Here is a 26,496-nt window from a genome sequence, read left to right as displayed (position 1 = left end):
GACCACGCTACCCCGTTGTCTTGAACGATGCAAGACAACAGGGCCGCATCACGCGACGAGCTCGCAGAACGTCCGACCCTCGGCCGTCCAGCTCTGGCGGGCCTGCAGTCCCGCCGTCGCCGCGTGCTCGAGCAGCGCGTCGACGCCCACCTCGGCCCAGGGGAAGCCCTCGCTGCGGTTGCCGTCGCCGTCCGCCACGTGCGCGGTGAACGTCCGGTCGGCGGAGCGGTCGACGTGGGTCTCGACGACGACGCGACCGCCGTCGCGGACGATCTCCGCGCAGCGGGCGAGCAGTGCGACGGGGTCGCCGCCGATGCCGATGTTGCCGTCGATCACCAGTGCGGTGTCCCACCGGCCCTCGTCCGGGATCGGGTCGAAGACCGACCCCTGCACGGCGGTGCCGCCGGAGCGTCGTGCGATGGCGACGGCCTCGTCCGACACGTCGACGCCGAGCGCCGGGATGCCGAGGGCCTGCGCCGCGACGAGCATCCGCCCCGGGCCGCAGCCGATGTCGATGACGGGTCCGTCCGCGCCGTCGAGCAGTGAGCGGTCGACCCGGTCGGCCGCGGCGCTCCAGCGACCGACGTCCATCGTGACCTCGACGTCGGGGCGCTCGGGGTCGGTCAGTCGCAGGCGGCCGTCGGTGCGCAGGGCGCGGGCGTAGGGCTCGCCGCCACCTGCGCCGAACGTGATGGTGTCGTGCATCGTCATCGGGCGCCTCCGGTCGTCGTGGTCAGGGTGGTGGGTGCCTCGGCGCGGAAGGCCGCGGCGAAGCGGGAGTCCGGCGCGAGGGCGGCCACCTGCTCGGCGTCCGCGACGGTGTCGACGTCGAGGAGGCCGGGCAGCGTGCCGACCGACAGGCCGGCGTCGGTCAGGCGGGCGAGCTGCACGGCACCGGTGTCGTCCTGCGACATCGGGACGCCGCGGAGCAGGGCGCCGTCGGGCTCGCGCAGGTAGAGCGACCAGAAGCCGCCGTCGTCGGCCGGGCCGAACCAGGCGTCGCGGTCCGGGTCGTCGAACACCCGGGCGAGGTGCTCGGGCGTCGCCTGCGGGGTGTCCATGCCGACCAGCAGTGTCGGGCCGGTCATCGCGTCGAACATCGCACCGAGGCGCTCGTCGAGACCGCCGCCCACCTGGTGCAGCACGTCGAAGTCGTCGGTGCCCTCGGGCAGGACGACGCCGTCGTAGAGCAGGACGCGCCGCGACGCCGGGAGGGCCCGCACCGTCGCGATCGTGTCGGCGAGTGCGGCCGACGCGACGCGCGCGGCACCCTCCGGCGTCAGGGCCGGCGTGAGCCGGGTCTTGACCTTGCCTGGCAGGCACTCCTTTGCCACGACGACCACCGTGACGTCCGTCATGAACGTGCTCCTTCCGAGGACCCGGCCACGTCGCGGGCGGGACCGGGCGCCACGACGCGGGGCCGTGCCTCCCGTCCGTACTGGCGCAGCAGACGGGACATGTCGCGGACGGCGTTGACCGTGCCGCGGAGCGTGCCGGTGACCTTGCTGTCACCGACGCGCTGGGCGTACCCGATGTCGGACTCGTCGACCCGCCAGCCGGCGGCGTGCGCGGCCAGCACCATCTCGAGCGGGTAGCCGCTCCGACGGTCCTGCAGGTCGAGCGCGACGAGGTCGGCGCGGCGCATGACGCGCATCGGGCCGAGGTCGCGGAGCCGGTAGCCGGTGGCGCGGCGCATGAGCACGGCGAGCACGCGGTTCGCGAAGCGGGCGTGCGGCGCCCAGGCACCACGCGTGGTCGGGACGCGCCGACCGAGCGCGAGGTCGGTGCGGCCGTCGGCGACGCGCGCCACGAGGGCCGGCAGCTCGGCGGGGTCCATCGAGGCGTCGGCGTCGCAGAACGCGACGTACTCGGCGGTCGCGGCGGCGACGCCGGCGGCGCACGCCGAGCCGAAGCCCTTGACCGGTTCGGTGACGACGGTCGCGCCGTGCGCGCGCGCCACGTCGGCGGAGCCGTCGGTCGAGCCGTTGTCGACCACGATGGCGCGGTACCCCTCGGGCAGGCGCCCGATGACGCGGGGGAGCGCGTCCGCCTCGTCGAGGCAGGGCAGGATCACGTCGACGGTCATGGTGTCCATTCGGTGCGGTCCGTCGGATCGACGGGTGCCCGCGTCGGTCCCGCTCGCCTCGGCGGCGGCGGGGTCGTGGTCGTCGGAGGGCGGGCGGTCCATGTACTCGACGTAACACGAAGACACAGCCCGGGGTACAGGTTAGCCGTCCCCCGCCGGTCACTCCGTGCGCCCAGTGGATGCCGTGTCCCGCTTCCGGGGGACAGCCGGGAGGCCCGGATCGCCTCCGCACGACGGCGCACCCGGTCGGGTGGCCGGTCCTGGCGGGATCGTGGCGGCTCGCGCAGGCTGTGCCGAGTCTCAGCACGCAGCCGGCCGCGCGGACGCGGCCGGGAGTGCCCCGGCCGCGTCGGCGCCGTCAGCGCTGGACGGCGGCGCGGAGCGGGGCGGTCGCGAACGCGCGCATGCCCTGCTCGAAGTCCACCTGTGCCTGCCACCCGAGCTCGGCGCGGATGCGGTCCGACGACGCCGTCACGTGGCGGACGTCGCCGAGCCGGTACTCACCGGTGACGACGGGCTGCGGCCCGTCCGGTCCGGCGATCGCCGACGCCATGTCGCCGATCGTGTGCACGACACCCGAGCCGACGTTGTAGGCGCGGAAGGTCTCGGCGGGCAGTTCGGCGGTCGCGGCGATCGATGCCGCGTTCGCTCCGGCGACGTCGTCGACGTGCACGAAGTCGCGCCGCTGCCGGCCGTCCTCGAAGACCCGGGGTGCCTCGCCGCGGGCCAGCGCCGAGCGGAACAGCGAGGCGACCCCGGCGTACGGGGTGTTCGACGGCATGCCCGGGCCGTACACGTTGTGGTAGCGCAGGGCGATCGCGGTACCGCCGGTCGCGCGCGCCCACGACGACGCCAGGTGTTCCTGCGCGACCTTCGTCTGCGCGTACACGTTGCGGGGGTCGAGCGCGGCCGACTCGTCGATGAGGCCCGGGACGAGCGCCCGCCCGTCGGGGCCGATCGGGTCGAAGCGGCCGGCGTCGAGGTCCTCGCGGCGACGGGCCGGCGGTCGCACCGGTTCGCCGTCGGCGGTCTCGTACGCGCCCTCGCCGTAGACCACCATCGAGCTCGCGACCACGAGCCGGCCGATGCCGTGCCGGTCCATGCCCGCCAGGACGTGGGCGGTACCGGCGTCGTTCGACGAGACGTAGTCGGGGGCGTCCTGGAAGTCGACCCCGAGGCCGACCTTCGCCGCCTGGTGGCAGACGACGTCGACGCCGTCGAGCGCGGCCTCGAGGGCGACGCGATCGCGGACGTCGCCGTGGACGAAGGACAGACCCTGCTGCTCGTGGGCGCGGAGGACCTCGCCGGGGTCGCCGTGCACGTCGTCGCGCAGCGAGTCGAGGATGCGGACCTCGTGCCCCTCGGCGAGGGCGCGGCGGACGACCGCGGAGCCGATGAAGCCGGCGCCGCCGGTGACGAGCAGGCGGCTCATGCGCCGACCGCCTTGCGGAGCACGCTCTCGCTGGCCTCCGAGGGCACGAGCTCGCGGGGCGTCCAGTCGTCGGGCAGTGCGGCGACGACGTCGCCGATGGCGCGGACGATGACCTCGTTGGCGCGGGCCAGGCGCTCCATGACGGCGGCGTGGGTGACCGGGGCCTCGGCGGCCGTGGTCTCGTCCGCGCTGGGTGCCAGGCCGGCGTCGGCGTCGGTGACGTACGACAGGTTGACGGTGCCGATGCCGAGCTCCGCTGCGAGCGGGACCTCGGGCGTCATCGTCATGTTGATCGTGTGGCCGCCGGCCTCGCGCATCCACACCGACTCGGCGCGGGTCGAGAAGCGCGGACCCTGGATCACGACGCACGTGCCGGTCGGACGGAACGGCACGTCGAGCGCGGCGATGGCGTCGATCGCGGCGCGGCGGAGCACCGGGTCGAACGGGTCCGCGAATGACAGGTGCTGCACCTGGTCCTCGAAGAAGGTGTCGGCGCGACCCCACGTGCGGTCGATCAGCTGGTCCGTCACGACGAACGTGCCCGGCGCGTAGTCCGGGTGCAGGCCGCCCACGGCGCTCGACGAGACGATCGCACGGACGCCGAGCGAGCGGAGCGCCCAGACGTTCGCACGGTGGTTGATCAGGTGCGGCGCGACCGAGTGCTCGCGGCCGTGCCGGGTGAGGAACGCGACGCGCTTGCCCGACATCGTGCCGACCGTGATCGGGCTGGAGGTCGGACCGAACGGGGTCGCGACGTCGATCTCGTCGGCCGTGCCCTCCTCGAAGAGGCGGTAGAGGCCGGAGCCCCCGATCACCCCGATGCGAGCGGTCGTTCCGTCCACGGGCGGTTCGGTCGTGGTCACGTGGTCCTCCACAGGTCCTTCAGGATGTCCTCGGCGCGTGGTGCGCCCTGGATACGCTACTGACGCCCCTCCGGCAGTGACCGGGAGCGGGCATCCCCACGGGTTCGGAGGCACGGGTGCGCACGATCGGTCAGCATCGCGACGAGGTCGCCGCGCTCCTCGCACCCGCGCTCGCGCAGCGTGGTGCGGAGACGGTCGCGATCGACACCCTGGCGGACGGCGTCGGCGCCGGTCGGGGCCATCGTGTCCTCGCCGCCGCGGTGACGGCGCCCGTGCCGTTGCCCGTGTTCGACAACAGCCAGATGGACGGGTTCGCCGTCCGCGCCGCCGAGTCCGGTCGGTCCGTCCGGGTGGTGGACCCGATCCCCGCCGGTGCCGTCCCCGTGCCGCTGGCCCCGGGGACCGCGGCGCCGATCATGACCGGCGCGCGCATCCCCGAGGGTGCCGACGCGGTCGTCCCGGTCGAGGAGACCGCCCCGGGCGCGTTCCCCGCGGCCCTGGCGCTCGCCGAGCTCACCGTGCCGGACGGCACGACCACGGGCACCTTCGTCCGGACGGTCGGCAGCGACGTGCGGCGCGGAGCGGAGCTCGCCCCGGCGGGCGCCCCCGTGACGCCGGCGCTGCTCGGGACGCTCGCCGCCGCCGGCATCGACGTGGTCGACGTGGTGCGGTCCGTGCGCGTGCTCGTCGTCTCGACGGGCAGCGAGCTGGCGGACGGTGGTGATCGCGGAGACGGGCACGGTGGGTCGGGTGCGACGATCCGCGACGCGAACGGCGTCGCACTGCGGGCGGCCCTGGCCGAGGTCGGTGCCGCGGCGCGGACCGTCCGGCTCACCGACGACGTCGACGCCTTCCTGCCCGCGCTCGAGGACGCCGTGGGGGAGTGGGCCGACCTCGTGCTCACCACCGGCGGGATCAGCGCCGGGGCGTACGAGGTCGTGCGCCAGACGCTCGAGCCGCTCGGCCTCGCCGTCACCCCGGTCGCGATGCAGCCCGGCGGCCCGCAGGCGCTCGGCCGGCTCCCGCTCGCTGGACGCCGGGTGCCCGTCGTCGCGTTCCCCGGCAACCCCGTCTCGGCGCTCGTCTCGTTCGAGGTCTTCCTGCGACCGGTGCTCGCGGCGGTCGTCGGCGCTCCCGACCGAGTGGCGCAGGAGCTCCCCGCGGCGGAGTCGGCGACCTCACCGGTCGGCAAGCACCAGGTGCGCCGCGGCACGGTCGTCGACGGCCGTGTGCACTTCGTCGGCGGGCCGAGCTCCCACCTGCTCGGGCACCTCGCCGCCGCGACCCACCTCGTCCACGTCCCGGTCGGCACCGACACCGTCGAGCCCGGGGACCCGCTGACCGTCTGGAGCCTGCGATGACCGACGACCCCACCACCCACTCGTCCAGCGCCGATCCGACCGACGCCGACCCGACCGGCGCCGGCCTCTCCCACGTCCGGTACGACGGGTCCGCCCACATGGTCGACGTGTCGGAGAAGGACGTCACCGCGCGCAGCGCCACGGCCACCGCCACCCTGGTGACCCGTGCCGACGTGGTCGAGCGGATCATCGACGGCTCGCTGCCGAAGGGCGAGGTCATCGGCACCGCCCGGATCGCGGCGATCATGGCGGTGAAGAAGACGTCCGACCTCGTGCCGCTGTGCCACCCGCTGCCGATCGCGGGCGTCGAGGTCGACATCACCGGGGCGGGCGACCGCGTGCACATCGAGGTCGCCGTCCGGACCACCTCGCGCACCGGCGTCGAGATGGAGGCGCTGACCGGCGCGAGCGTCGCCGCCCTGACCGTGTACGACATGGTGAAGGCCGTCGACCGTGCGGCCGTGATCACGGACGTCCGGGTGCTCGAGAAGCACGGCGGACGCTCCGGGGACTGGAGCGCTCGATGACGTCCGAACCGACCAGGGGCCGCGCCGGCGTGGTCGTCGTGTCCACGCAGGCGGCGACGGATGCCTCGCTCGACCGCACGGGCCCGACGATCGCCGCCTGGTTCCGCGAGCGGGGCTTCACGGTCGCCGAGCCGACGATCGTGCCGGACGGCGGCGCGATCGCCGAGACCGTCACCGCCGAGCTGCTCGCCGACGCGAGGGTCGTCGTGACCACGGGCGGGACCGGCGTCACCCCGACGGACCGGACGCCCGAGGCCGTCGCGCCCCTCATCGACCTGGAGCTCCCGGGTCTCGTCGAGGAGATCCGTCGGCGGGGCCTCGCCGGTGCCGGCCCGACGGCGCTCCTCACCCGAGGTGTCGCGGGCATCGCCGGCGGCCGCACGCTCGTGCTGACCCTGCCCGGTTCCCGCGGCGGGGTGGCCGACGGGCTCGCGGTGCTCGACGGCGTGCTCGACCACGTCCTCGCGCAGCTGCACGGCGCCGGGCACGCACCCCGGAGCGCGTCGTGAGCGGGGAACGCGTCGTCATCGCCGACGTGGTGGACCGGGTCATCACCGTCGACGAGGTCTCGGACGCCGTCGCCACCGACCGCGACGGCGCGGTCGTGACCTTCGCCGGGGTCGTCCGCGACCACGACGACGGCAAGGGCGTGACCGCACTCGATTACGAGCGGCACCCGAGCGCCGGCGACGTGATCGCCGAGGTCGCCCGGTCGATCGCCGTCGACCACCCCGAGGTCCGCATCGCCGTGCTGCACCGCGTCGGCGCGCTCGGCATCGGGGACGTGGCGCTCGCCGCCGCCGTCTCGTCGCCGCACCGGGCGGAGGCGTTCGCGGCGTGTGCAGCCCTGATCGACCTGGTGAAGGAGCGCACGCCGATCTGGAAGCGCCAGGAGTTCACGGACGGCACGGACGAGTGGGTGGCTGCGCTCTGACGGGACGGGGCTCCTGGTGGTTGGCTCGGACGCGATGACCACGGACGAAGTGACCGCCGCCGCGAACCGGTGGGCCCTGGCGGACGAGCGCGCACGAGCCGTCCTCGCCGCGGCCGAGCCGTCGTCGCGTCCACGCGCGGCGGCTCCCGTCCTCTGGGTGCTCGTCGCCTCGGCCGCCGTGGCCGTCGCCCTGGTCGTCCTCGCGGTCGTGCTCCCGTCCGGTGCGCCCGGCAGGTCGGTCACCACCACGGTCGTCATGGTCGCTGCACTGGCCGGCATGGTGGTGCAGGTCGTCGCATCGATCGTCGTCCGCCGACGCCGCGGTGTGCCCCCGGCTCCCGTGGTCGCACTGCTGCAGACCCGCGAGCGGCACGCCGTCCGCCAGGCCTTCCACCGCAGTCGACCGGTGCCGGAGGACCGTCGGCGGGTCGTGGACGCCGCTGCGACGCAGGCCGCAGCCGGGCAGGAACTCGTCGTGCTGTGCCTGTTCGCCGTGAGCAGCGTGGCGGGACTGACGACGGGGAGCGAGCTGTGGCCGATGTTCGCCGCCGCCGGCCTGCTCGCCGCTGGGTCGACTGTCGTGTCGGCCCGCGACGCCGTCGCCGCTCGACGCTGGCTCGCCGACCGCGTGATCGAGGCCCCGAGCCCGACGACCTGAGCCGGGCGACCTGAGCGACACCGCAGGAGACCGACGCAGGATCGTGATCCCGGCACCCGTTCAGGGCGTGGTCCCGCACTCGGCGGATCCATAGACTCCGGAACATGAGCGTTCTGCTGTACGGCGCGGGGATCGTGCTGCTCGTCTTCGCCCTGATCGACATCATCACGCGGGGCGACGACCAGGTCCGTGGGCTCCCGAAGTTCGCCTGGATCCTCATCTGCATCTTCCTGCCCCTGGTTGGCAGCATCGTGTGGTTCGCCGTCGGGCACGACTGGAGCGCGAACGACCGGAACCAGGGCCGCTACATCGAGCCGAACCGCCACGAGGACCGGTACGCCAGCATCGGCCACGCCCGCGCGGCGCACGGCGACAAGCGCGTGAACGGCACCGAGCAGGAGCTCGCCGAGCTCGAGCGGGAGATCGAGTACTGGGAGGCCCAGGCGCGGCTGCGCCGTGCGAAGGAGGCCGCCGGCGAGGGTGACCCGACCGCGGGCAGCTGATGCGTCGCGACTCGGACGAACCGATCTCCGACGCGACGTGGGAGACCGTGGCCGAGACCATCGCCGGACGGCCACTCGCCGCGGTGCGTCGGCGTCGGCAGCAGTGGCGGGTGGTCCTGGTCGTCCTGGTGATGGTCGCCGTCGTCGGTGGCGCCTTCGTCGGCTGGCGGCTCGGACCCGACATCGACTTCGACACTGAGCCGCGGGACGGCGCCTGGGGCACGGTGGGGGCAGTGTGCCTGCTCGCGTCCCTCGTGGCATGGGTCGTCGCGGTGGTCTGGTTGCTCCGCCGCAACGCGTTCCCACCGCTCGGGAACGACCCGACAGCGGGCCTCCGCACGCGCGAACGACGGGCGATCGACCGGATGGCACGCGGTGTCACGGTCTGGCCCGACGAACGGACCGACGTCCTCCGCGCTGTGGCGGAGCAGCGACGGCGGACCTCCACGCCGATCATCGCGTTCGCGCCCGGCTTCCTGCTCCTGTGGAGTGGGAACCTGCTGACGACCACCTGGTCGACGTTCACTGCGATCCAGGCCGTTGCGCTGGTCTTCTTCGCGGTCGTCCTCGCCCTGGCGCTGCGCTGGCGGGCCCAGTACCGGGCCTTCGTCGAGCGCAACCCGCCCCGCGCCGAGCGCGAGCCGGCGCCTGCGGGCTGAGCCGCGCCTCCCGGCCGGACCGAGAGCGGCCGTCCCGCGGTCGCGCACAACGCGGAGCACCTCGCGCCACCGAACTCCGTGGCGCGACGTGCCGACGCTTGTCCGAGAGCGCAGCGCACCACGGACCACCCGAACGCGCTCACGAACGCCCGGCCCCACCGCACCCCCGCGGTACCCGCACCCCGCCGCGCCGCCTACCCTTGACGGGTGGCTCATCTCCTCGGCGCCGAGAACGTGCATCTCGAGTTCCCCACCCGTGTCGTCTTCGACAGCGTCTCCCTCGGCCTCGACGAGGGTGACCGCATCGGCGTCGTCGGCCGGAACGGCGACGGCAAGTCGACCCTGCTCGCGCTGCTGGCCCAGCGCCTCGAACCGGACGCCGGCCGCGTCACGCACCGCCGCGGGCTGACCGTCGGGTACCTCGACCAGCGCGACGTCCTGCCCGCGGGCGCGACCGTCGGCAGCATCGTCGTCGGCGAGCTCGAGGAGCACGAGTGGGCCGGCGACCCGAAGATCCGCGACGTCATCGGCGGTCTCGTGTCGGACATCCCCTGGGACGCCGTCGTCGACGACCTGTCCGGTGGGCAGCGCCGCCGGATCGCGCTCGCGAAGCTGCTCGTCGGTGACTGGGACGTGCTGTTCCTCGACGAGCCGACGAACCACCTCGACGTCGAGGGCATCCAGTGGCTCGCCGACCACATCAACCGCCGGTGGTCGTCGAACCAGGGCGGCATGGTGGTCGTCACGCACGACCGGTGGTTCCTCGACGCGGTGTCGACCGACACGTGGGAGGTGCACGACGGCGTCGTCGAGCCCTTCGAGGGCGGCTACGCGGCGTACATCCTGCAGCGCGTCGAGCGTGACCGGCAGGCGGCCACGATCGAGCAGCGCCGCCAGAACCTGGCCCGCAAGGAGCTCGCCTGGCTCCGCCGCGGCGCTCCGGCCCGCACGAGCAAGCCGAAGTTCCGCATCGACGCCGCGAACGCGCTCATCGACGACGTCCCCCCGATCCGGGACACCGTCGCGCTGTCGCAGACGGCGACCGCGCGACTGGGCAAGGACGTCGTCGACCTGCTCGACATCGGCGTCTCGTTCGGCGACGCCGTGATCCTGCGCGACGTCGAGTGGCGCATCGCGCCGGGGGAGCGCACCGGCATCCTCGGCCCGAACGGCGCGGGCAAGTCGACGCTCCTCAACCTGGTGTCCGGCAAGCTCCAGCCGACGAGCGGCCGCGTCAAGACGGGCAAGACCGTGCAGGTCGCCGTGCTCGACCAGCAGCTCGCCGACCTCGCGCAGTTCGCGGACGACCGCGTCCGCGAGGTCGTCGCCCGCAAGAAGACGAGCTACGTCGCGGACGGCAAGGAGATGACGCCGTCACAGCTGCTCGAGCGGCTCGGCTTCACGTCGGAGCAGCTGTCGACGCCCGTCAAGGACCTGTCCGGCGGGCAGAAGCGACGGCTGCAGCTCATGCTCATCCTGCTCGACGAGCCGAACGTGCTCATCCTCGACGAGCCCACGAACGACCTCGACACCGACATGCTCGCCGCGATGGAGGACCTGCTCGACACCTGGCCGGGCACCCTGCTCGTCGTGTCGCACGACCGGTACCTGCTCGAGCGCGTGACCGACCAGCAGTACGCCGTGCTCGGCGGGCACCTCCGGCACCTGCCCGGCGGGGTCGACGAGTACATGCGGCTGCGTGCGTCGGGTTCCGTCCCGCAGACGGCTGCTGCGGCTGCCGCCGCGACGGCCGGGAGGCCCGACACCGTCGGCGGGACCGCCTCGGCCGGTCCCGTGGCCGGGTCCACCGCAGCCCCCGCCTCCTCGCTCTCGGGTGCGGACCGGCGGACGGCCGAGAAGGAGATGTCCGCGCTCGACCGGAAGATCGCGAAGGTCGGCGCGGACCGGAAGAAGCTGCTCGACGCGTTCGCCGCGCACGACCAGTCCGACTACGCCGGGCTCGGGGCGCTGCAGACGCAGCTCGCCGGGCTCGAGGCCGAGGTCGAGCAGCTCGAGGAGCGGTGGCTCGAGGTGGCGGAGCTGCTCGGGGTGTAGTCGGGCCCGGTCTGGTGGTCGAGCGGCGTGGTCAGGCGCCGTGGCAACCGATCTCGCTCGCGTCGTGCCCGGTGCCGATGCCGGTCCCGAAGGCGATCGGTTCGGTGACCGTGTGCAGTCGTCCGAGCCCGTCCTGGGTGGTGACGACCACGCCTCTGACGAACCCCGCGGTCCGGTCCGGGTCGAGCACGATCCGACCGCTGACGTTCAGGTCGCCGTGCGGCCGGACGACGACACCGCTGCCGACCGGGACGGTGCGACCGTACTCGGCGGGCTGATCAGGGTCCTCGGTGATGATCACGCCGGGCGACGACGTCCGGGGGTGCGGGGCGAGTGCGAGGTGCTCGAGCCGCACGCCCTCGATCGTGGCGATGCGGACGGTGCGGACGCGGACGTCGTGGTCGGTCTCGTTCTGGAGGTCGGTCATGAACCACGCTGCCGCCACGGCCGAGCCCTCGGGGTAGGTGCCGCACACGCCGCCGCCGGTGGTGCTCGTCGACAGGCCCTGCGTCGGCACGGTCTCGACCACGAGCCCCGCGGCGAGGACCAGTGCTCCGATGACGCTCGCTCCGACGACGGCCCGCCCCTTGTCCATGCCGCAACCGTAGGGGAGTCAGTGCCCGCCGCGCGCCCCCTCTTCGCGTGCGGTGGTCTCCGCGTCCGCGGCGGTGTCGTGGTCGGGCCGCACCTCGGCCGGATCCCCCTCGCCGGGGTTCGCCACGACCTCCCACAGGTGCCCGTCCGGGTCCTGGAAGAAGCCGGACCACATGCCCCACGGGCGCGTGTACGGTGCCGCGAGCATCGTCGCACCGGCCGCCCGCGCCCGGTCGAGGAACGCCTGCGCTGCCTCCTGCGACGGCTCGAAGTGCCCGATCGTCGTGCTCGGCGCGGTCGCCAGGTCGACGCCGGAGTCCTTCCGCATGTCCTCGCGGCCGTACACGCTGACGATCAGGCCGTCGTCGAGGGTGAACATCGCCGTGGTGCCGCCCGCCGCGTTCTCGGTCGCGGGGTACTCGGTGCCGATGATCCCGCTGCCCTCGATGCCGAGCAGGGCGCGGTAGAAGGCTGCCGATCGTCCGACGTCGGCCACGGCGAGGGTGATCGCGTGCATGCCGCGCACGCTACGCCGGGCCGGCTGCCCTCAGTCGCCGAGGCCGAGGATGAGGCGACGGAGCAGCGCGGCGAGCTGGCCCTGCTCGTCGTCGGACACCCCGGTCAGGATCGCCCGCTCGGCGCTGAGCAGGTCGGCGATCGCCGCGTCGACGGCCGCGCGCCCGCTCGCCGTCAGGGACACGAGGATGCCCCGGCCGTCGCGCGGGTCGGTCCGGCGGCTGACGAGTCCGCGTGAGGCCAGCCGATCCACCCGGTTCGTCATGGTGCCGCTCGACACCAGCGTCTGCTGCAGCAGCGTCTTCGGGCTGAGCTCGTACGGCTCGCCCGCACGCCGGAGCGCCGACAGGACGTCGAACTCCCACGGCTCGACGTCGCTCGCGTCGAACGCGGCCCGGCGGGCCCGGTCGAGGTGCCGTGCGAGTCGGTCGACGCGCGACAGGACCTCGAGCGGACCGAAGTCCAGGTCGCCGCGCTCCCGGCCCCACGCCGTGACGATCCGGTCGACCTCGTCCTGCTGCGGCATCCCTCCATCTTGGCCGAACCGGTGCCGCGCGGCCAGCCTCGACGGCATGGGAGGATGGAGGGGCATCCCATCGGGGTGCGTTCCGCCTTGGTGTAACGGCAGCACGACGGCCTTTGGTGCCGTTAGGTCCGGGTTCGAATCCTGGAGGCGGAGCGGTCGGCTGTCGGAGCGGGGAGCCGCCGTGGCTACGGCAGCATCTGCTGGAACAGCGCCGCAGCGCGCACCACGCCGAAGACCGTGCCGACGGCGCCGACCACCAGGTACGTCCACAGCGGCCACATCGGCCGACCCGGTGCCACCTTCCGCACGACGACGAACCGCCCGATCACGTAGACGATCGTGGCCAGGAACGCCCAGGGCCAGGGGAAGGGCCGGACGACACCACGCCGTCGGAGCGCACGGTGGTCGAGGAACGCGAGCAGCACGGCCGCCCCGTAGAGGAGCAGCCCGCCGACCTGCAGGACGAAGTAGCCGACGGTGTAGACCGATGCCGGGTCGAGCGCCTGCAGGCCATCCGGGCCGATGGTCCGGAACCGGAGCTCCGGCCTGTAGGCGAACTGGAGCAGCACGACGAGGACCGGCTGGAGTGCCAGCAACCAGATCGGGAGGGTGTCCGTCGCCACTCCGTCCGGGATCCGGGGACGCTGCACCGGTCCGGCGGGCGGATTGACGTGCTGCGTCCAGGCGGCGCCGTCCCACCAGCGGTTCCCGGGCTGTCCGGACGGGTCCGGGTACCAGCCGGGCGGCGTCGTGGTCGACATCGGATCCCCTCGTGCATCGGCGGGAGCAGCGTGCCCCACACCGTCCGAACCTAGTGGTCAGGAGTCCGCGCCGCTCGAGCCCCTCGCCACCAACCGGACGGGGTTGCGGATCCGTCCGCGCCGCACCCGCCCCTCGATGCTCTCGACGAGTGCCTCCGCAGCCAGCCGTCCGAGCTCCTGCAGGTTCATGTCCACGCTGGTCAGGTGCGGCCGAGCGCCCTCGACCAGGATGTCCCAGTTGTCGAACCCGACGACGGCGACGTCGTCCGGGATCCTCCGCCCGGACTCACGGACCGCGTCCATGACCCCGCGGGCGATGTGGTCGCTCCCCGCGACGACCGCGTCGACGTCGGGGTGTGCCGCGAGGAGCCGGCCGGCCGCCTGCCGTCCCCAGGACTCGTCCCAGGCACCGAACACCAGGCCTGGGTTGCCGACGAGCTCGAGACCGTGGTCCTCCATCGCGGCGGCGGCCCCGCGCAGGCGGTCCCGGGCTGCCGCGTAGGTGTCCTCGCCGTTGACGATCGCGATGCGTCGGCGACCGGCGGCGACCAGGTGCTCGACGGCGATCCGCCCCGCCAGTTCGTTGTCCGGCTCGAAGGACAGGTCCTGTTCGTCGGTCGAGGGGGCGTAGACGTAGACGACCGGGACGTCCGGCTTCGCCTGCATCGGCGGCCGGGGGTTCGTCGTGCGGCCCACGACCAGCACGCCGTCGACCCGCCGGGTCAGCAGGGACTGCAGCTGCAGCTGTTCCCGGAGCGCGCTGTCGCGGGCGTCGGCGAGCAGGACGCTCAGCGACCCGGCGCCGAACGCGTCCTCGGCGCCGAGCAGGATCGGCAGCACGAACCGGTTGTCGAGGTCGCTCGTGAGCATGCCGATGGTGTTCGTGGACGCGCGGTTCAGGGCACGGGCGAACGGGTTCGGCGTGAACGAGAGTGCAGCGGCGGCGGCGAGGACGGCCTCTCGAGAACGGGCGCTCACGTGCGCCCGACCGTTGAGCGCCTTGGACGCGGTCGCGACGGAGACGCCGGCTGCGCGCGCGACGTCGGCCAGCGTCGTGGTCTCGGCCGTGGCCCCGGTGCGGTGATCGTCGTCGTCCATGTGCCCCTCCGAAACCAGTTTACGAAAGTTCTTGACACTGCGGCAAGGGTCCTCGTACATTGCTCCCGAAACCGGTTTCGGTCCTGCTCGACGAAGAGTTCCTCCTGGGGAGGTGCGCTCGCCGGGACGGACGTTGCCGGACCCGAACGGCGATCACGTCGCATTCAGAGAGGAACCCGTGATCATGCGCACCAAGACTGTTGTCCGCATCGGCGCGCTGGTGGCAGCAGCCAGCGTCGTCGCCGGTCTCACCGGATGTTCTGCCCAGTCCTCCGGCTCCGGTTCGTCCGACGCCGCGAAGGGCACGTACACCTTCTGGGACCCGTACCCCCAGTACGACGCCTCGTCGGACTGGGGCAAGCTCATCGCCCAGTGTGGCAAGGACGCCGGCGTCACCGTCAAGCGCACCGGCTACGACACGTCCGACCTGACGAACAAGGCGCTGCTCGCCGGCCAGCAGGGCAAGTCGCCCGACGTGCTGCTCGTCGACAACCCGGTCGTCTCGACCCTCGCCCAGGCCGGCATCCTGACCGACACCGCGACGAGCGGGCTCGAGACCGGCGACATCGCGCAGAACATCCTCGGCGCCGGGGTCGTCGACGGCAAGACGTACGGTGTCCCGATCGGCGCGAACACCCTGGCGCTGTACTACAACCCCAAGGTGCTGCAGGCGGCGGGCGTCGACCCCTCGTCCGTCAAGGACTGGGACTCGCTGACCGCGGCACTCGCGAAGGTGAAGGCGGCGGGCAAGAAGGGCATCACCTTCTCCGGCATCAACACCGAGGAGGGCTCGTTCCAGTTCCTCCCGTGGTTCTGGGGCGCCGACGCCGACCTGACCAAGCTCGACTCCGCGAAGGCCGAGGAGGCGCTGAACCTCTGGAAGGGCTGGATCGACGAGGGGTACGCCCCGAACTCGGTGATCCAGAACACCCAGACGACCAGCTGGCAGGAGTTCCAGTCGGGCGACTTCGCCTTCGGTGAGAACGGCACCTGGCAGAAGGACGCGGCGAAGCAGATGGGCGCCGGCGTCATCACGATCCCGGCGAAGGACGGCGGAGCCGCCCCGGTGCCGACCGGCGGCGAGTTCTTCACGATCCCGGTGCAGCAGGACGACGCCCGCTACGCGACCACGAAGAAGATCGTCGAGTGCCTTTCCTCTGGTGACAACGTCGTGAAGACGGACAACACGCTGAACTACGTCGCCGCGTCGAAGGACCTCCAGCAGCAGCAGCTGTCCGGCAACGCCGACCTGAAGACCTGGGTCGAGGCCGTCGGTGCCGCCCGCGCGCGCACCGGGGACGACCTCGGCGTGAAGTACCCGGTCATCTCCGAGCAGCTCTGGACGGCCGTGCAGAAGGCCGAGTCCGGCTCGGCGTCGCCGTCCGACGCCCTGCAGTCCGCCCAGCAGGCCGTCGACGAGAAGCTGCAGAAGTAGCCGACGGCGGCACCAGCACCACCACCACCCGCACCACCGAACGGAAGCCGACACGACCATGACGACCGACACGACGTCACTGCGACCGTCGGCTGCGCGTCCCCGGGCCGAGGACACCAGCTCCTCGGCCCGGAGCCGCCGCGCACACGCGCAGCGGAGAGCGCAGCTCACGGCCTGGGCGTTCCTCGCCCCGGTGGCCCTGTACCTCGTGCTCTTCTACGCGTACCCGCTCTGGAAGAACATCGAGCTGAGCCTCAAGCACTACACGGTGGCGTCCTTCGTCTCCGGCAACGCCCCCTTCGTCGGCCTGCAGAACTTCGTCGACGTGTTCTCGAGCGCGACCTTCGCCCCGGCGATCTGGCACACGGCCGTCTTCGTGCTCGTGTCGATCGCCGTGCAGTTCGCCCTCGGGCTCGCCCTCGCGGTGTTCTTCCACGAGAACTTCCCCCTGTCGGGCCTGCTCCGCGCACTGTTCCTCGTGCCGTGGCTCCTGCCGCTGCTCGTGTCCGCGAGCACGTGGTCGTGGATGATGAACAGCGACTCGGGCATCGTGAACGCGTTCCTCGAAGCGGTCGGCATCGGACAGATCAACTGGCTGACGAGCCCGGAGTGGTCGCTCTTCGCCGTCCTCGTCGCGAACATCTGGATCGGCATCCCGTTCAACCTCGTGATCATGTACTCCGGCCTGCAGGGCATCCCGGGGGAGCTCTACGAGGCGGCGTCCCTGGACGGGGCGAACGGCTGGCAGCGCTTCTGGCGGATCACCTTCCCGCTGCTCCGTCCGGTCACGGCGATCACCCTGCTGCTCGGCTTCGTCTACACGCTCAAGGTCTTCGACATCATCTGGATCATGACGAAGGGCGGCCCGTCCGGCTCGTCCACCACCCTCGCCATCTGGTCCTACCAACTGGGTTTCGGATCGCTCCTGCCCGACTTCAGCTCCGCCGCGACCGTGGGCAACGTGCTCATCGTCATCGCCCTGGTCGTCGGCCTGATCTACGCGCGCGTGCAGCGCCGACTGGAGGTGTGAGGTGGCCACCACGACCGTCACCCGAGCCGTGACGACCCGGAGCACCCGCGGCCGACAGCGGGCCACGGGCACACCGCCCGCGGCGAAGCGCTGGTGGCGGACCGCCCTCGGCGTCGTCCTCACCGCCGTGATGCTGTTCCCCGTCTACTGGATGGTGAACGTCTCGCTCACCCGCGACCAGGACATGCGCAAGAGCCCGCCGAACCTGATCCCGATCGACGGCACCCTGCACGGGTACAGCACCGTGCTCGGCCAGCAGCTGCCGTTCCTCGGCACGAGCCTGCTCGTCGGCCTCGGCACGGTCGTGCTGACGCTCGCCCTGTCGGCCCCGGCCGCGTACTCGCTCGCGAAGCTGGGCCCCCGGGGCGGCGGCGCGATGAGCTTCGTGCTCCTCATCGCGCAGATGATCCCCGCGATCATCATGGCGATGGGCTTCTACACGATCTACGTGCAGCTCGGGATCCTCGACACCGTGTGGGGGCTCATCCTCGCCGACTCGACGATCGCGGTGCCCTTCGGCGTGCTCATCTTCACGGCGTTCATGCGGGGGATCCCGGACGAACTCCTCAACGCGGCCCGCATCGACGGCGCGAGCACCTGGCGCACCTTCACGTCCGTCGTCATGCCCGTCAGCCGCAACTCGATCGTGACGGTCTCGCTCTTCAGCTTCCTGTGGGCCTGGTCGGACTTCCTGTTCGCCAACACCCTCGACGGCGGCGGGGACGCGAAGCCGATCACCCTCGGCATCTACGCCTACATCGGCAACAACAACCAGGAGTGGAACTCGATCATGGCCACCGCCGTGGTCGCGTCGATCCCCGCCGCGGTGCTCCTCGTCCTCGCCCAGCGCTACGTCGCCGCCGGTGTCACCGCCGGCGCCGTGAAGGACTGACGCACCCGCACCCCACGTCCCAGGAGGACATCGTGACCATCACCCACACCACCGTCCCGGCCGGTCCCGTCGTGCCCTCGACCGGTGCGCTCCGCCCCCTGCCGCTCGGCGACCTGCGCCTGACCGGCGGCTACTGGGCCGACTGGCAGCAGCGGAACGCGGACACCGTGATCCGGCACTGCGAGACCTGGATGGAGCGCATCGGCTGGACCGGGAACTTCGACGCCGCGGCGACCGGAGCGCCGTTCGACCACGCCGGCATCGAGTTCGTCGACTCCGAGGTCTACAAGCTGCTCGAGGCCATGGCCTGGCAGCTCGGCGTGCAGCACGACGACGACCTGGCCGAGCGCTACGACCGGCTGGTCGACCGGGTCGCCGGGGCGCAGGACGCCGACGGGTACCTCCACACGAGCTTCGGTCGCCCCTGGCAGCGGCCCCGGTGGTCCGACCTGGAGTGGGGCCACGAGCTCTACTCGATGGGGCACCTGCTGCAGGCCGCGGTCGCGCGGCTGCGCACCGCCGGTGGCGGACGGCTCGTCGACGTGGCGGTCCGCGTCGCCGACCACCTGGTCGACGTGTTCGGGACGGGCGGACGGGAGGCGGTGTGCGGGCACCCCGAGATCGAGCCGGCCCTCGTGGAACTCGGCCGGGCGACCGGCGACCACCGGTACGTCGACCTGGCGCGGACGTTCGTGGAGCGTCGCGGGCACGGGCTGCTCGCGCCGATCGAGTACGGCCAGGAGTACTTCCAGGACGACGTCCCCGTCCGGGACGCCGAGGTCCTGCGCGGACACGCCGTCCGGGCGCTCTACCTGGCGGCGGGTGCGGTGGACGTCGCGGTCGAGACCGGTGACGCCGAGCTGCTGCGCGCGGTCGAGACGCAGTGGGCGAACACGGTCGCCAAGCGCACCTACCTGACCGGCGCGATGGGCGCCCACCACCAGGACGAGGCGTTCGGTGCCGACTACGAGCTGCCGCCGGACCGCGAGTACGGCGAGACGTGCGCGGCGATCGCGTCGAACATGCTCTCGTGGCGGCTGCTGCTCGAGACGGGGGAGTCGAAGTACGCCGACCTGATCGAGCGCACGCTGTACAACGCGGTGATGGTCGCCCCGCGCGAGGACGGCCGGGCCTTCTTCTACGCGAACACCATGCACCAGCGCGTCGAGGGCACCGTGCCGCCGGAGGACGAGGTGCTCCGGCGCGCCCTGTCGAGCCTGCGTGCCCCGTGGTTCGAGGTGTCGTGCTGCCCGACGAACCTGTCGCGCACGATCGCCAGCGTGCAGTCCGTGTTCGCGACCGTGAGCGACGACGGCCTGCAGCTGCACCAGTACGGCGACTACGAGGTCGACACCGTCGTCGGCGACGGCACCCGGGCGGCGTTCTCGGTGCGCTCCGACTGGCCGCACGGCGGCCGGGTCGAGGTCGTCGCGACCGCTGACTCGGACGGCCCGGTCGCCCTCCGACTGCGGGTACCGTCCTGGTCTTCGGGAGCCACCCTCGACGTGGCTGGCCAGGCGGTACCCGTGGTGGGCGACACCGTCACCGTGACCCGGGTCTTCGCCGCGGGTGACCGCGTCGTCCTCGACGTGCCCGTCCGTGCGCGGATCACCGTGCCGGACGCCCGGATCGACGCGGTGCGCGGCACCGTCGCGGTCGAGCGCGGCCCCCTGGTCTACGCGCTCGAGTCCACCGACCTGGGCGCCGACGTGCGTGACGTCACGGTGCCGACCGGTGTCGAGCCCGTGGACGGCGGTGTCGACGACGTGCGCATCGCGGTCCGGGTGCACCCGACGCCGGAGCCGGACGCGCTGCCGTACCGGAGCGCCGACGGCACGACCGACCACGAGACCGACCGCGCCGCGGACGGTGCTGCCGGCGACGGCCGGACCGTCCGCCTGGTGCCCTACGCGTCCTGGGGCAACCGCGGTCCCTCGACCATGCGGGTCTTCCTGCCCGTCGGGTAGGTGCGCTGCGGACGGGAGGCGAGCCGCGCCTCCCGTCCGCCGCGGACCCGGCCACCCGCCGAGCGGGCCGAGAGGAGGAGCGATGACGCTCGACCACACCGAGCGGCCGACGATCTACGACGTGGCGCTCGTCGCCGGGGTGTCGCACCAGACGGTGTCCCGCGTCCTGAACTGCCCGGAGACGGTGCGACCGGTGAACCGCCACCGCGTCCTCGCGGTCATCGCCTACCTGGGCTACGAGCGGAACGCCGAGGCGGAGCGCCTCGGCCGGCTCCACAAGCACCCCGCCGACAGCGCGGAGTGACCACACCACCGCACCGGGACCACCACCCGGTGCACCACGAGGAGGAAGCAATGACGCATCTTCGAACACCGATCCGGTCCGAGCGCCGCCGTGGCCGTCCACGCCGTGCCGCAGCGGTCCTCTCCGCACTCGCCGTCGCCGGGACGGCCGTGTTCGGCTTCGGGTCGGCGACGCCGGCCTTCGCCGCCGGCAACACGCTGACGGTCGACGTCGGGACCACCGTCCGCCCGGTCACCCACGTCGCCGCCGGCGGCCTGTACGGCGTCGACACGGGCAGCACCCCGCCGCTGAGCCAGCTCTACCCGCTGCACGTCAACACCTTCACCCAGCCGCCGCCCGGCACCCAGCAGCTCGGCAACGGTGCGACGCACCCCTGCTGCGACGGCCTGCAGGTCGCGGACAAGATCACGGCCGCCGGCGGTCAGCAGTACCTCCGGCTCCCCGACGTCTTCAGCACGTTCCCCTACAACTGGGTCAGCTGGCCCGACTGGGAGTCGAAGATCAAGACGATGATCTCGGCCCGGGTGAACGCCACGAGCACCACGAACATCGCCGGGTACGAGATCTGGAACGAGCCGGACGCCAACTGGACGACCAGCACGAAGAACGACCCGAACGCCGGCAGCTACCTCGACATGTGGACCCGCACCTACCGGGACATCCGCGCGATCGACACGCTGACCCCGATCATCGGTCCGGGTGCCAGTGCGTACGACCACTCCTTCATGCAGTCGTTCATGACGAACGCGAAGAACACGAACACGCTGCCCGCCATCGCGGTGTGGCACGAGCTCGGCGACTTCAGCTACCAGGACGTCCAGGCACACGTGGCGGACTTCCGGTCCATCGAGGACTCCCTCGGGCTGCCGCACATCCCGATCTCGATCAACGAGTACGCGTCGCCCGGCCAGGTCGACCAACCGAGCATCGGCGTGCACTACATGGCCGCGTTCGAGCGGGCCGGCATCCACGACGCCGAGCGGGCCTACTGGTACGAGGCCGGCACGATGGACGGGCTCCTGTACAACAACCTGCCCACGGCGTCCTACTGGGCCTACAAGTGGTACGGCGACCAGTCCGGCAACGTCGTCCGGACCGTCCCGCAGTCGTACCTGGACGGCGTCGCGTCCTACGACGCGAGCCGGAAGCAGGTGAACGTCGTCTTCGGCGGCGACAGCGGCTCGAACACCGTGCAGGCGAACGGGCTCGCGGGGCTCGGCAGCCAGGTGAGCGTGCGGCTCTCGTCGACGAACACCACGGGGCGCACGACGAACCAGGCCGCTCCGAACCTCGTCTCCACGACGACGTACTCCGTGGTGAACGGCTCGATCACCGTCCCCGTCGCGAACATGGACGCGGTCGCGGCGTACCAGCTCCTGATCACGCCGACGTCCGGGACCCCCGCGTACCAGCAGACGTACGAGGCCGAGAACGCGACCGTCGTCAACGCGAGCCCGCTGTCGTCGTCCACCGCGTCGAACGGCGGGTACGTCGGACGCATCGACGGGACCGGTGACGTCCGGACGGACAGCTTCGTGGACTTCCTCGTCGACGTGCCGACGGCCAAGGCCTACACGATGACCGTCAAGTACGCGAACGCCACGGGTGCGACCGCGACGCAGGGGCTCGCCTACAACGGTGGCGGGTTCTCCACCGTGAGCTACCCGCCGACCACGTCCGGCTGGGGGAACCCCACCGGCAGTGTCGACGTCACGGTGCAGCTCAAGGCCGGCTACAACGTGATCCGCCTGGCCAAGGGATCGCCGAACTACGGCGGTGGCACCGGGTACGCGGAGCTCGACAGCATCCGCCTGCAGTAGACCCAGACCAGGACGAGCCCGTTCCGTGCGCGGAACGGGCTCGTCCTGCTGCCCGGACCGGACGGGCCAGGTCGACCTGCAGCGCGCGTCTCGTGCACGGACGGCGCGTTCCGTCCATCGGTGACGACGGCATGCACGACTCGCGCAAACCGGTTGCGCGATTCGAGCAGGAATGTCAGGATGGCCTCCTCGCTCGATCGGCGGAGGATGCACCAGGTCTGATGCGCACCGCTCCCGGCGAGGACCGTTCACCGCAGAACTGCACCAGACCGCTGGTGCCCACCGTCAGAGTCGACCGGAGGACCCCGCATGCACGACCCCGATGGCCGCTTGCGAGCCCGGACCGACGGAGGAGCCGAGGCGCTCCTGCCGACACCGACGGTGCAGTGCCACGCGGCGAACCTCGCCTTCCTGCCCGGGGGAGACCTCGCGTGCGTGTGGTTCGGTGGCACCCAGGAGGGCGTCTCCGACATCTCCGTCCACCTCTCGCGGCTGCCCGCGGGGACGGACCGCTGGCTCGAACCCGTCCAGCTGAGCTCCGACCCTGCGCGTTCCGAGCAGAACCCGATCCTCTTCACGGCGCCGGACGGTGCCGTCTGGCTGCTGTACACCGCGCAGGTCGCCGGGAACCAGGACACCTCCGAGGTGCGGCGCCGGGTCTCCCGCGACGGCGGCGTGACCTGGGGTGAGCCGTCCCCCTTGCTCGGTGCCGACGCACCGGTCGGTGTCTTCGTGCGGCAGACGCCCGTCGTGCTCGAGGGCGGTCGGATCCTGCTGCCGGTGTTCAACTGCCGGACGGTACCCGGCGAGAAGTGGGTCGGCAACGACGACACCGCATCGGTCTGGTACTCCGACGACGGCGGCGAGACCTGGTCCGAGGTCGCCGTGCCCGAGTCGAGCGGCTGCGTGCACATGGACATCGTGCCGCGTGCGGACGGCGTCCTCTGGGCGTGCTTCCGCTCTCGCTGGGCCGACCACGTGTACGAGTCGTGGTCGACGGACGGCGGCATGACCTGGGCGCCCTGTCGTCCGACCGACCTGCCGAACAACAACTCGTCGATCCAGGCGCGCACCCTCGATGCCGACGGCCGGATCGCGATGGTGATGAACCACGCGAGCAAGGCCGACGCGACGAGCCGCAGGGTCTCGCTGTACGACGAGATCGACGACGACGGGATCGCGGCCGACCAGGCCGACGGTGGTCCCCGGGTCGCCGAACCCGCGCTCGACGCCGACGGGCCCAGTGCGTTCTGGGGTGCGCCACGTGCTCCGATGACGCTCGTGGTGTCGACCCCGGACGGGCGGTCCTGGCCGACCGCCTACGACATCGAGAACGGCGACGGGTACTGCCTCTCGAACAACAGCCGCGACGGCCTCAACCGCGAGCTGTCCTACCCCTCGGTGCTCCCCGACCCGGCCGGGGGACTGCACATCGCCTACACGTGGCACCGCAAGGCGATCAAGCACGTGCACCTCGGCGCCGACGTCCTCGCGGGGATCGTGTCGACGTCGTCCACCTCCGCCGGTCCGGACCTCTCTGCGAAGGAGCAGCGAGCATGACCCTCCCCATGGTCTTCGCACTCGCGATCACCGTCTTCATGATCGTGCTGATCATGATCGACCGCCTGCCGTTCGGTGTCCCGCCGTTGATCGCCTGTCTCCTGATGGTCGTGTTCAACGTCGTGCCGATCAACGTCGCGTTCAGCGGCTTCGCGAACGCGACCATCATCATGCTGGCGTCGTTCATGGCGGTGATCGCCGCGTTGCAGAAGACCGACCTCGTCTCGGGCTTCAAACGGATGATCACGAGACTCGGGACGAAGGGCGGGTTCCGGGCCTACGTCCTCATCATCGTGTTCGTCATGCTGGGCTGCAGCATCTTCGGCACGGGCTCCACCGCCTACTACGTCCTGGTGATCGGGCTGCTCTCGACGCTCGCCTACAACAAGAAGCTGCCGCCGTCGAAGGTCCTCATGCCGGCCGGCTTCGCGGCGAACCACCCCATGCTCCCGTTCAACGTGGCGCTGCAGTACGGCATCGTCGTCGCGGTGCTGGAGGCGACCGGCGTGCGGGAGAACATCGACCTCGTCCGGTTCTCGATCGTGAACCTCGTGCTCAGCCTCGGGTTCCTCGTCTGGTGCCTCATCGCGTACCGCCTGCTGCCCGACCACCCGATCACCGACGAGGAGTCCGACCCGCAGCGGGCGGCCGAGGCGCAGGAGCCGGCCACGGTCGGCGCGCGCAGCACCGCTGCCGGAACCGGCCCGGGCACGACCGGCCCGGGCGCGACCGACTCGGCGACCCCCGGTCCGCACGCCGCCGAGGCGAACGCCACCGCGATCGCCTCGTCGAGCGCGACCGCCACGGTGACCGCGCCGACGCTGGACCGTCGGAAGCAGCTGGCGACCTACGCCTGCTTCGTCCTCGCGATCGCCGGCATGATCTCGTACAGCTACATCGGCGATGCGGGCTACGCGATCACGGGCCTCTCGGTGGCGCTGCTGCTGATCATGAAGGTCCTCGACTTCACCGAGATCCGCGACGCCATCAGCCAGCCGATCATCATCATGTCCGCCGGCGTGATCGGCATCGCCGAGGCGCTCGGCGCGACCGGCCTCACGAAGCTCGTCGGCGAGTCCGTCGCCGGACTGCTCGGCGGCAACGTCAGTCCGTTCCTGCTGGTGTTCGGGTTCTGCGTCCTGACGAGCGTGCTCGCGACCCTCACGGGATCGACGATCGGCACGGTGTACGTGTTCGCGCCGCTGGCCATCGCGACCTGCGTCAGCCTGGGGCTGGACCCCGCGGCCGCGGCCGTCGCCATCGTCATCTCCGGGTGGAACGGTCACTTCCTGCCGATCGACGGGCTCCCCGCGATGGTGATGGGCGTCGGCAGGTACTCGCTCCTGCAGTTCTGGAAGTTCACCATCCCGATGTACTTCATCCGCCTGCTGGCCCTGACGGCCGGCGCCCTCCTGCTCTTCCCGATGTGACGAACCCGACGTGACGAACCCGATGTGACGGAGCCACCCGACGTGCAGAACACCTTCCAGCTCGCCCACGTGGGCATCAACAACCCCGACGCAGCAGCAGCGCAGGAACTGTGCGACCTCTTCTGCCTCATGTTCAACCTCGACCCCCGCCAGGGGAAGAAGTCCGAGTTCGCCGGCACGTTCTTCGAGTGCGTCCGGTCGCAGTACCTCGGGACGCACGGCCACATCGGGATGTCGACCGACGACCTGGAGGCAGCGGTCGAGGAACTCACCGCGAAGGGCTTCGGCTTCGACCAGGAGACCGCCGCACACTTCGAGGACGGACGGCTGCAGAACATCTACCTGGCGGGGGAGTTCGGCGGCTTCGCGGTCCACGTGATGCAGCAACCCCGTCCCTGACCCACCACCAGACCGCCTGCCCCCCCCAGCCGACAAGGAGCACCTGCAGTGACAACCACGATCAGCGGCAGCATCCACGCGCTCGTCACCCCGTTCCACGACGACGAGTCGCTCGACCTCGACCAGATGCGGCTCCACACCGACCGCGCCGTCCGGGCGGGCGCCGACGGCGTCTTCTGCCTCGGTACCAACGGCGAGTTCTTCCAGCAGACCGAGGACGAACGGCTCGCCGTGCTCGAGGCGGTCGTCGACGCCACCGCGGGCCGGGTCCCGGTGTACGGCGGCGCCGGTGCCGTCGGGACGAAGGAGACGGTCCGCATCGCCCGACGCATGCAGGCGGCGGGCGCCGACGTGCTCTCCGTCATCACCCCGTACTTCGCCGCGGCGTCCCAGGACGAGCTGTACCGGCACTTCGCGGTCGTCGCCGAGGCCGTCGACGTCCCCGTGCTCGTCTACAACATCCCCGCGCGGACCGGGAACACCATCAGCCCGGCGACCGTCGCCCGCCTGGCGGAGATCGACAACATCGCGGGCGTGAAGGACTCGTCGGGCAACTTCGACGCGATCCTGCAGCTGATCGAGCTGACCGATCCCGAGCACTTCGCGGTGCTCGCGGGCACCGACTCGCTGGTCCTGCCGACGCTGCAGGCCGGGGGCGCGGGCGGCATCACCGCCGTCGCGAACGTCTACCCGCGGACCATGGTCGAGATCACCCGGAAGTGGGCGGCGGGCGACCTCGAGGGGGCCCGAGCGGCGCAGGCGTCCATCCGCCCGCTGCGCAACCTGTTCGCGCTCGGCAACCCGAACACGATCGTCAAGGCGGCGACCAACGCCGCCGGCGAGCCCGTGGGGCCGTGCCGCGCGCCGTTCAACCTGCTGAGCGAGGCGGCGCTCGAGAAGATCGCGGACACGGTGCGCGCCGACCAGGCGGCGGGACTGGGCTGAGCGGTTCACAACCGACCCCGGGACGGACTGGAGGGGGGGGGGGGGGGGGGCCCCCCCCCCCCCCCCGGGGGGGGGGGGGGCCGCCCCGCGGGGGGTGGGGGGCGGGGGGGGGCGGGCGCCGCCGCCCCCCCGCGCACGCGC

28 protein-coding genes and 1 tRNA gene are annotated in these 26,496 nt (G+C 72.0%); 19 read left to right on the top strand and 10 right to left on the bottom strand.

Annotation, left to right across the window (positions count from 1 at the left end):
• Positions 1-48: 48 nt before the first annotated feature.
• The 5 genes from AB0N84_RS13280 to AB0N84_RS13260 all read right to left on the bottom strand — a co-directional run bounded on the left by AB0N84_RS13280 (position 49) and on the right by AB0N84_RS13260 (position 4,381).
• Positions 49-711 (bottom strand): methyltransferase domain-containing protein, encoded by a 663-nt coding sequence (locus AB0N84_RS13280; protein WP_363547056.1) that lies wholly within the window; start codon positions 709-711, stop codon positions 49-51.
• Positions 708-1,358, bottom strand: a complete 651-nt coding sequence (locus tag AB0N84_RS13275; RefSeq protein WP_363547054.1) for a DUF2064 domain-containing protein — start codon at positions 1,356-1,358, stop codon at positions 708-710. The genes AB0N84_RS13280 and AB0N84_RS13275 overlap by 4 nt, the downstream gene beginning before the upstream one ends.
• Entirely contained in the window at positions 1,355-2,095 is a 741-nt protein-coding gene (locus tag AB0N84_RS13270; RefSeq protein ID WP_289459374.1) for a glycosyltransferase family 2 protein, read from the bottom strand. Before AB0N84_RS13270 ends, AB0N84_RS13275 begins: the two co-directional genes overlap by 4 nt.
• Positions 2,096-2,444: 349 nt before the next feature.
• Positions 2,445-3,518, bottom strand: coding sequence for an NAD-dependent epimerase/dehydratase family protein (locus AB0N84_RS13265; RefSeq protein ID WP_363547051.1), 1,074 nt, complete (start codon positions 3,516-3,518; stop codon positions 2,445-2,447).
• A complete protein-coding gene (locus tag AB0N84_RS13260) occupies positions 3,515-4,381 on the bottom strand; it encodes an MTAP family purine nucleoside phosphorylase (protein ID WP_363547048.1) in 867 nt (288 codons plus the stop codon). Before AB0N84_RS13260 ends, AB0N84_RS13265 begins: the two co-directional genes overlap by 4 nt.
• 116 nt (positions 4,382-4,497) lie before the next feature.
• Here AB0N84_RS13260 and glp point away from each other — a divergent pair, with 116 nt between their 5' ends.
• The 8 genes from glp to AB0N84_RS13220 all read left to right on the top strand — a co-directional run bounded on the left by glp (position 4,498) and on the right by AB0N84_RS13220 (position 11,078).
• Positions 4,498-5,742: a gephyrin-like molybdotransferase Glp gene (gene glp / locus AB0N84_RS13255; protein ID WP_363547045.1), complete on the top strand. Its 1,245-nt coding sequence runs from the start codon at positions 4,498-4,500 to the stop codon at positions 5,740-5,742.
• A gap of 98 nt (positions 5,743-5,840) precedes the next feature.
• Complete coding sequence (gene moaC / locus AB0N84_RS13250; RefSeq protein ID WP_363547133.1) at positions 5,841-6,269, top strand: cyclic pyranopterin monophosphate synthase MoaC; 429 nt, start codon at positions 5,841-5,843, stop codon at positions 6,267-6,269.
• The gene (locus AB0N84_RS13245) at positions 6,266-6,778 is read left to right on the top strand and encodes a molybdopterin-binding protein (protein WP_363547042.1); all 513 of its coding nucleotides are present in this window, start codon (positions 6,266-6,268) and stop codon (positions 6,776-6,778) included. Before moaC ends, AB0N84_RS13245 begins: the two co-directional genes overlap by 4 nt.
• Positions 6,775-7,203 (top strand): molybdenum cofactor biosynthesis protein MoaE, encoded by a 429-nt coding sequence (locus tag AB0N84_RS13240; protein ID WP_069712505.1) that lies wholly within the window; start codon positions 6,775-6,777, stop codon positions 7,201-7,203. The genes AB0N84_RS13245 and AB0N84_RS13240 overlap by 4 nt, the downstream gene beginning before the upstream one ends.
• 34 nt (positions 7,204-7,237) lie before the next feature.
• Entirely contained in the window at positions 7,238-7,861 is a 624-nt protein-coding gene (locus AB0N84_RS13235) for a hypothetical protein (protein ID WP_363547039.1), read from the top strand.
• A 104-nt stretch (positions 7,862-7,965) separates the two neighbouring features.
• Entirely contained in the window at positions 7,966-8,364 is a 399-nt protein-coding gene (locus tag AB0N84_RS13230; RefSeq protein WP_363547036.1) for a PLD nuclease N-terminal domain-containing protein, read from the top strand.
• Positions 8,364-9,023 (top strand): hypothetical protein, encoded by a 660-nt coding sequence (locus tag AB0N84_RS13225; protein ID WP_363547033.1) that lies wholly within the window; start codon positions 8,364-8,366, stop codon positions 9,021-9,023. The genes AB0N84_RS13230 and AB0N84_RS13225 overlap by 1 nt, the downstream gene beginning before the upstream one ends.
• Before the next feature lie 207 nt (positions 9,024-9,230).
• Positions 9,231-11,078, top strand: coding sequence for an ABC-F family ATP-binding cassette domain-containing protein (locus AB0N84_RS13220; protein ID WP_363547030.1), 1,848 nt, complete (start codon positions 9,231-9,233; stop codon positions 11,076-11,078).
• A 31-nt stretch (positions 11,079-11,109) separates the two neighbouring features.
• On the opposite strand, the gene AB0N84_RS13215 is transcribed toward AB0N84_RS13220, so the two are convergent.
• Genes AB0N84_RS13215 through AB0N84_RS13205 form a run of 3 tightly spaced genes read right to left on the bottom strand, consistent with a single transcriptional unit; the run spans position 11,110 to position 12,714 of the window.
• Positions 11,110-11,673 carry a hypothetical protein gene (locus tag AB0N84_RS13215; RefSeq protein ID WP_363547027.1) on the bottom strand — a complete coding sequence of 188 codons (564 nt, stop codon included), beginning with the start codon at positions 11,671-11,673 and terminating at the stop codon, positions 11,110-11,112.
• 18 nt (positions 11,674-11,691) lie between these two features.
• On the bottom strand, positions 11,692-12,189 hold the full coding sequence (locus AB0N84_RS13210; RefSeq protein ID WP_363547024.1) for a VOC family protein: 498 nt from the start codon (positions 12,187-12,189) through the stop codon (positions 11,692-11,694).
• A gap of 30 nt (positions 12,190-12,219) precedes the next feature.
• Positions 12,220-12,714 carry a MarR family transcriptional regulator gene (locus tag AB0N84_RS13205; protein ID WP_069712512.1) on the bottom strand — a complete coding sequence of 165 codons (495 nt, stop codon included), beginning with the start codon at positions 12,712-12,714 and terminating at the stop codon, positions 12,220-12,222.
• Between the two features lie 81 nt (positions 12,715-12,795).
• Here AB0N84_RS13205 and AB0N84_RS13200 point away from each other — a divergent pair.
• Positions 12,796-12,867, top strand: a tRNA-Gln gene (locus AB0N84_RS13200).
• Positions 12,868-12,899: 32 nt separating this feature from the next.
• Here AB0N84_RS13200 and AB0N84_RS13195 read toward each other — a convergent pair.
• The gene (locus AB0N84_RS13195) at positions 12,900-13,475 is read right to left on the bottom strand and encodes a DUF2510 domain-containing protein (RefSeq protein WP_289459362.1); all 576 of its coding nucleotides are present in this window, start codon (positions 13,473-13,475) and stop codon (positions 12,900-12,902) included.
• A gap of 57 nt (positions 13,476-13,532) precedes the next feature.
• Complete coding sequence (locus AB0N84_RS13190) at positions 13,533-14,573, bottom strand: LacI family DNA-binding transcriptional regulator (protein WP_289459361.1); 1,041 nt, start codon at positions 14,571-14,573, stop codon at positions 13,533-13,535.
• Between the two features lie 184 nt (positions 14,574-14,757).
• Here AB0N84_RS13190 and AB0N84_RS13185 point away from each other — a divergent pair, with 184 nt between their 5' ends.
• From AB0N84_RS13185 to dapA, 10 genes are all read left to right on the top strand, one after another.
• Positions 14,758-16,008: an extracellular solute-binding protein gene (locus AB0N84_RS13185; RefSeq protein ID WP_363547020.1), complete on the top strand. Its 1,251-nt coding sequence runs from the start codon at positions 14,758-14,760 to the stop codon at positions 16,006-16,008.
• A 58-nt stretch (positions 16,009-16,066) separates the two neighbouring features.
• Positions 16,067-17,038, top strand: a complete 972-nt coding sequence (locus tag AB0N84_RS13180; protein ID WP_182045542.1) for a sugar ABC transporter permease — start codon at positions 16,067-16,069, stop codon at positions 17,036-17,038.
• A gap of 130 nt (positions 17,039-17,168) precedes the next feature.
• Positions 17,169-17,930, top strand: coding sequence for a carbohydrate ABC transporter permease (locus AB0N84_RS13175; RefSeq protein WP_069712588.1), 762 nt, complete (start codon positions 17,169-17,171; stop codon positions 17,928-17,930).
• Between the two features lie 32 nt (positions 17,931-17,962).
• Positions 17,963-19,897: a beta-L-arabinofuranosidase domain-containing protein gene (locus AB0N84_RS13170; protein WP_363547017.1), complete on the top strand. Its 1,935-nt coding sequence runs from the start codon at positions 17,963-17,965 to the stop codon at positions 19,895-19,897.
• A gap of 82 nt (positions 19,898-19,979) precedes the next feature.
• Positions 19,980-20,201, top strand: a complete 222-nt coding sequence (locus AB0N84_RS13165) for a LacI family DNA-binding transcriptional regulator (protein ID WP_069712522.1) — start codon at positions 19,980-19,982, stop codon at positions 20,199-20,201.
• A 50-nt stretch (positions 20,202-20,251) separates the two neighbouring features.
• Complete coding sequence (locus AB0N84_RS13160; protein ID WP_363547014.1) at positions 20,252-22,021, top strand: hypothetical protein; 1,770 nt, start codon at positions 20,252-20,254, stop codon at positions 22,019-22,021.
• A 309-nt stretch (positions 22,022-22,330) separates the two neighbouring features.
• Positions 22,331-23,581 (top strand): exo-alpha-sialidase, encoded by a 1,251-nt coding sequence (locus AB0N84_RS13155; RefSeq protein ID WP_182045540.1) that lies wholly within the window; start codon positions 22,331-22,333, stop codon positions 23,579-23,581.
• On the top strand, positions 23,578-25,011 hold the full coding sequence (locus tag AB0N84_RS13150; protein ID WP_363547010.1) for an SLC13 family permease: 1,434 nt from the start codon (positions 23,578-23,580) through the stop codon (positions 25,009-25,011). Before AB0N84_RS13155 ends, AB0N84_RS13150 begins: the two co-directional genes overlap by 4 nt.
• Before the next feature lie 24 nt (positions 25,012-25,035).
• Entirely contained in the window at positions 25,036-25,410 is a 375-nt protein-coding gene (locus AB0N84_RS13145) for a VOC family protein (RefSeq protein ID WP_220456173.1), read from the top strand.
• A 48-nt stretch (positions 25,411-25,458) separates the two neighbouring features.
• Positions 25,459-26,355, top strand: a complete 897-nt coding sequence (gene dapA / locus AB0N84_RS13140; protein WP_182045538.1) for a 4-hydroxy-tetrahydrodipicolinate synthase — start codon at positions 25,459-25,461, stop codon at positions 26,353-26,355.
• Positions 26,356-26,496: the final 141 nt, after the last annotated feature.

The organism is Curtobacterium sp. NPDC089185 (assembly GCF_040685235.1).
Lineage (GTDB): Bacteria > Actinomycetota > Actinomycetes > Actinomycetales > Microbacteriaceae > Curtobacterium > Curtobacterium citri.
The sequence above is the reverse complement of the archived record's forward strand: the minus strand, read 5'-3'. Positions and strand labels throughout refer to the sequence as shown.

What these genes read in the sequence shown, in the direction of transcription:
- AB0N84_RS13280 (WP_363547056.1), bottom strand. Translation starts at nt 711, where the DNA reads ATGACGATGCACGACACCATCACGTTCGGCGCAGGTGGCGGCGAGCCC.
- AB0N84_RS13275 (WP_363547054.1), bottom strand. Translation starts at nt 1,358, where the DNA reads ATGACGGACGTCACGGTGGTCGTCGTGGCAAAGGAGTGCCTGCCAGGC.
- AB0N84_RS13270 (WP_289459374.1), bottom strand. Translation starts at nt 2,095, where the DNA reads ATGGACACCATGACCGTCGACGTGATCCTGCCCTGCCTCGACGAGGCG.
- AB0N84_RS13265 (WP_363547051.1), bottom strand. Translation starts at nt 3,518, where the DNA reads ATGAGCCGCCTGCTCGTCACCGGCGGCGCCGGCTTCATCGGCTCCGCG.
- moaC (WP_363547133.1), top strand. Translation starts at nt 5,841, where the DNA reads ATGGTCGACGTGTCGGAGAAGGACGTCACCGCGCGCAGCGCCACGGCC.
- AB0N84_RS13245 (WP_363547042.1), top strand. Translation starts at nt 6,266, where the DNA reads ATGACGTCCGAACCGACCAGGGGCCGCGCCGGCGTGGTCGTCGTGTCC.
- AB0N84_RS13235 (WP_363547039.1), top strand. Translation starts at nt 7,238, where the DNA reads ATGACCACGGACGAAGTGACCGCCGCCGCGAACCGGTGGGCCCTGGCG.
- AB0N84_RS13230 (WP_363547036.1), top strand. Translation starts at nt 7,966, where the DNA reads ATGAGCGTTCTGCTGTACGGCGCGGGGATCGTGCTGCTCGTCTTCGCC.
- AB0N84_RS13225 (WP_363547033.1), top strand. Translation starts at nt 8,364, where the DNA reads ATGCGTCGCGACTCGGACGAACCGATCTCCGACGCGACGTGGGAGACC.
- AB0N84_RS13215 (WP_363547027.1), bottom strand. Translation starts at nt 11,673, where the DNA reads ATGGACAAGGGGCGGGCCGTCGTCGGAGCGAGCGTCATCGGAGCACTG.
- AB0N84_RS13210 (WP_363547024.1), bottom strand. Translation starts at nt 12,189, where the DNA reads ATGCACGCGATCACCCTCGCCGTGGCCGACGTCGGACGATCGGCAGCC.
- AB0N84_RS13205 (WP_069712512.1), bottom strand. Translation starts at nt 12,714, where the DNA reads ATGCCGCAGCAGGACGAGGTCGACCGGATCGTCACGGCGTGGGGCCGG.
- AB0N84_RS13195 (WP_289459362.1), bottom strand. Translation starts at nt 13,475, where the DNA reads ATGTCGACCACGACGCCGCCCGGCTGGTACCCGGACCCGTCCGGACAG.
- AB0N84_RS13190 (WP_289459361.1), bottom strand. Translation starts at nt 14,573, where the DNA reads ATGGACGACGACGATCACCGCACCGGGGCCACGGCCGAGACCACGACG.
- AB0N84_RS13185 (WP_363547020.1), top strand. Translation starts at nt 14,758, where the DNA reads ATGCGCACCAAGACTGTTGTCCGCATCGGCGCGCTGGTGGCAGCAGCC.
- AB0N84_RS13180 (WP_182045542.1), top strand. Translation starts at nt 16,067, where the DNA reads ATGACGACCGACACGACGTCACTGCGACCGTCGGCTGCGCGTCCCCGG.
- AB0N84_RS13175 (WP_069712588.1), top strand. Translation starts at nt 17,169, where the DNA reads ATGCTGTTCCCCGTCTACTGGATGGTGAACGTCTCGCTCACCCGCGAC.
- AB0N84_RS13165 (WP_069712522.1), top strand. Translation starts at nt 19,980, where the DNA reads ATGACGCTCGACCACACCGAGCGGCCGACGATCTACGACGTGGCGCTC.
- AB0N84_RS13160 (WP_363547014.1), top strand. Translation starts at nt 20,252, where the DNA reads ATGACGCATCTTCGAACACCGATCCGGTCCGAGCGCCGCCGTGGCCGT.
- AB0N84_RS13155 (WP_182045540.1), top strand. Translation starts at nt 22,331, where the DNA reads ATGCACGACCCCGATGGCCGCTTGCGAGCCCGGACCGACGGAGGAGCC.
- AB0N84_RS13150 (WP_363547010.1), top strand. Translation starts at nt 23,578, where the DNA reads ATGACCCTCCCCATGGTCTTCGCACTCGCGATCACCGTCTTCATGATC.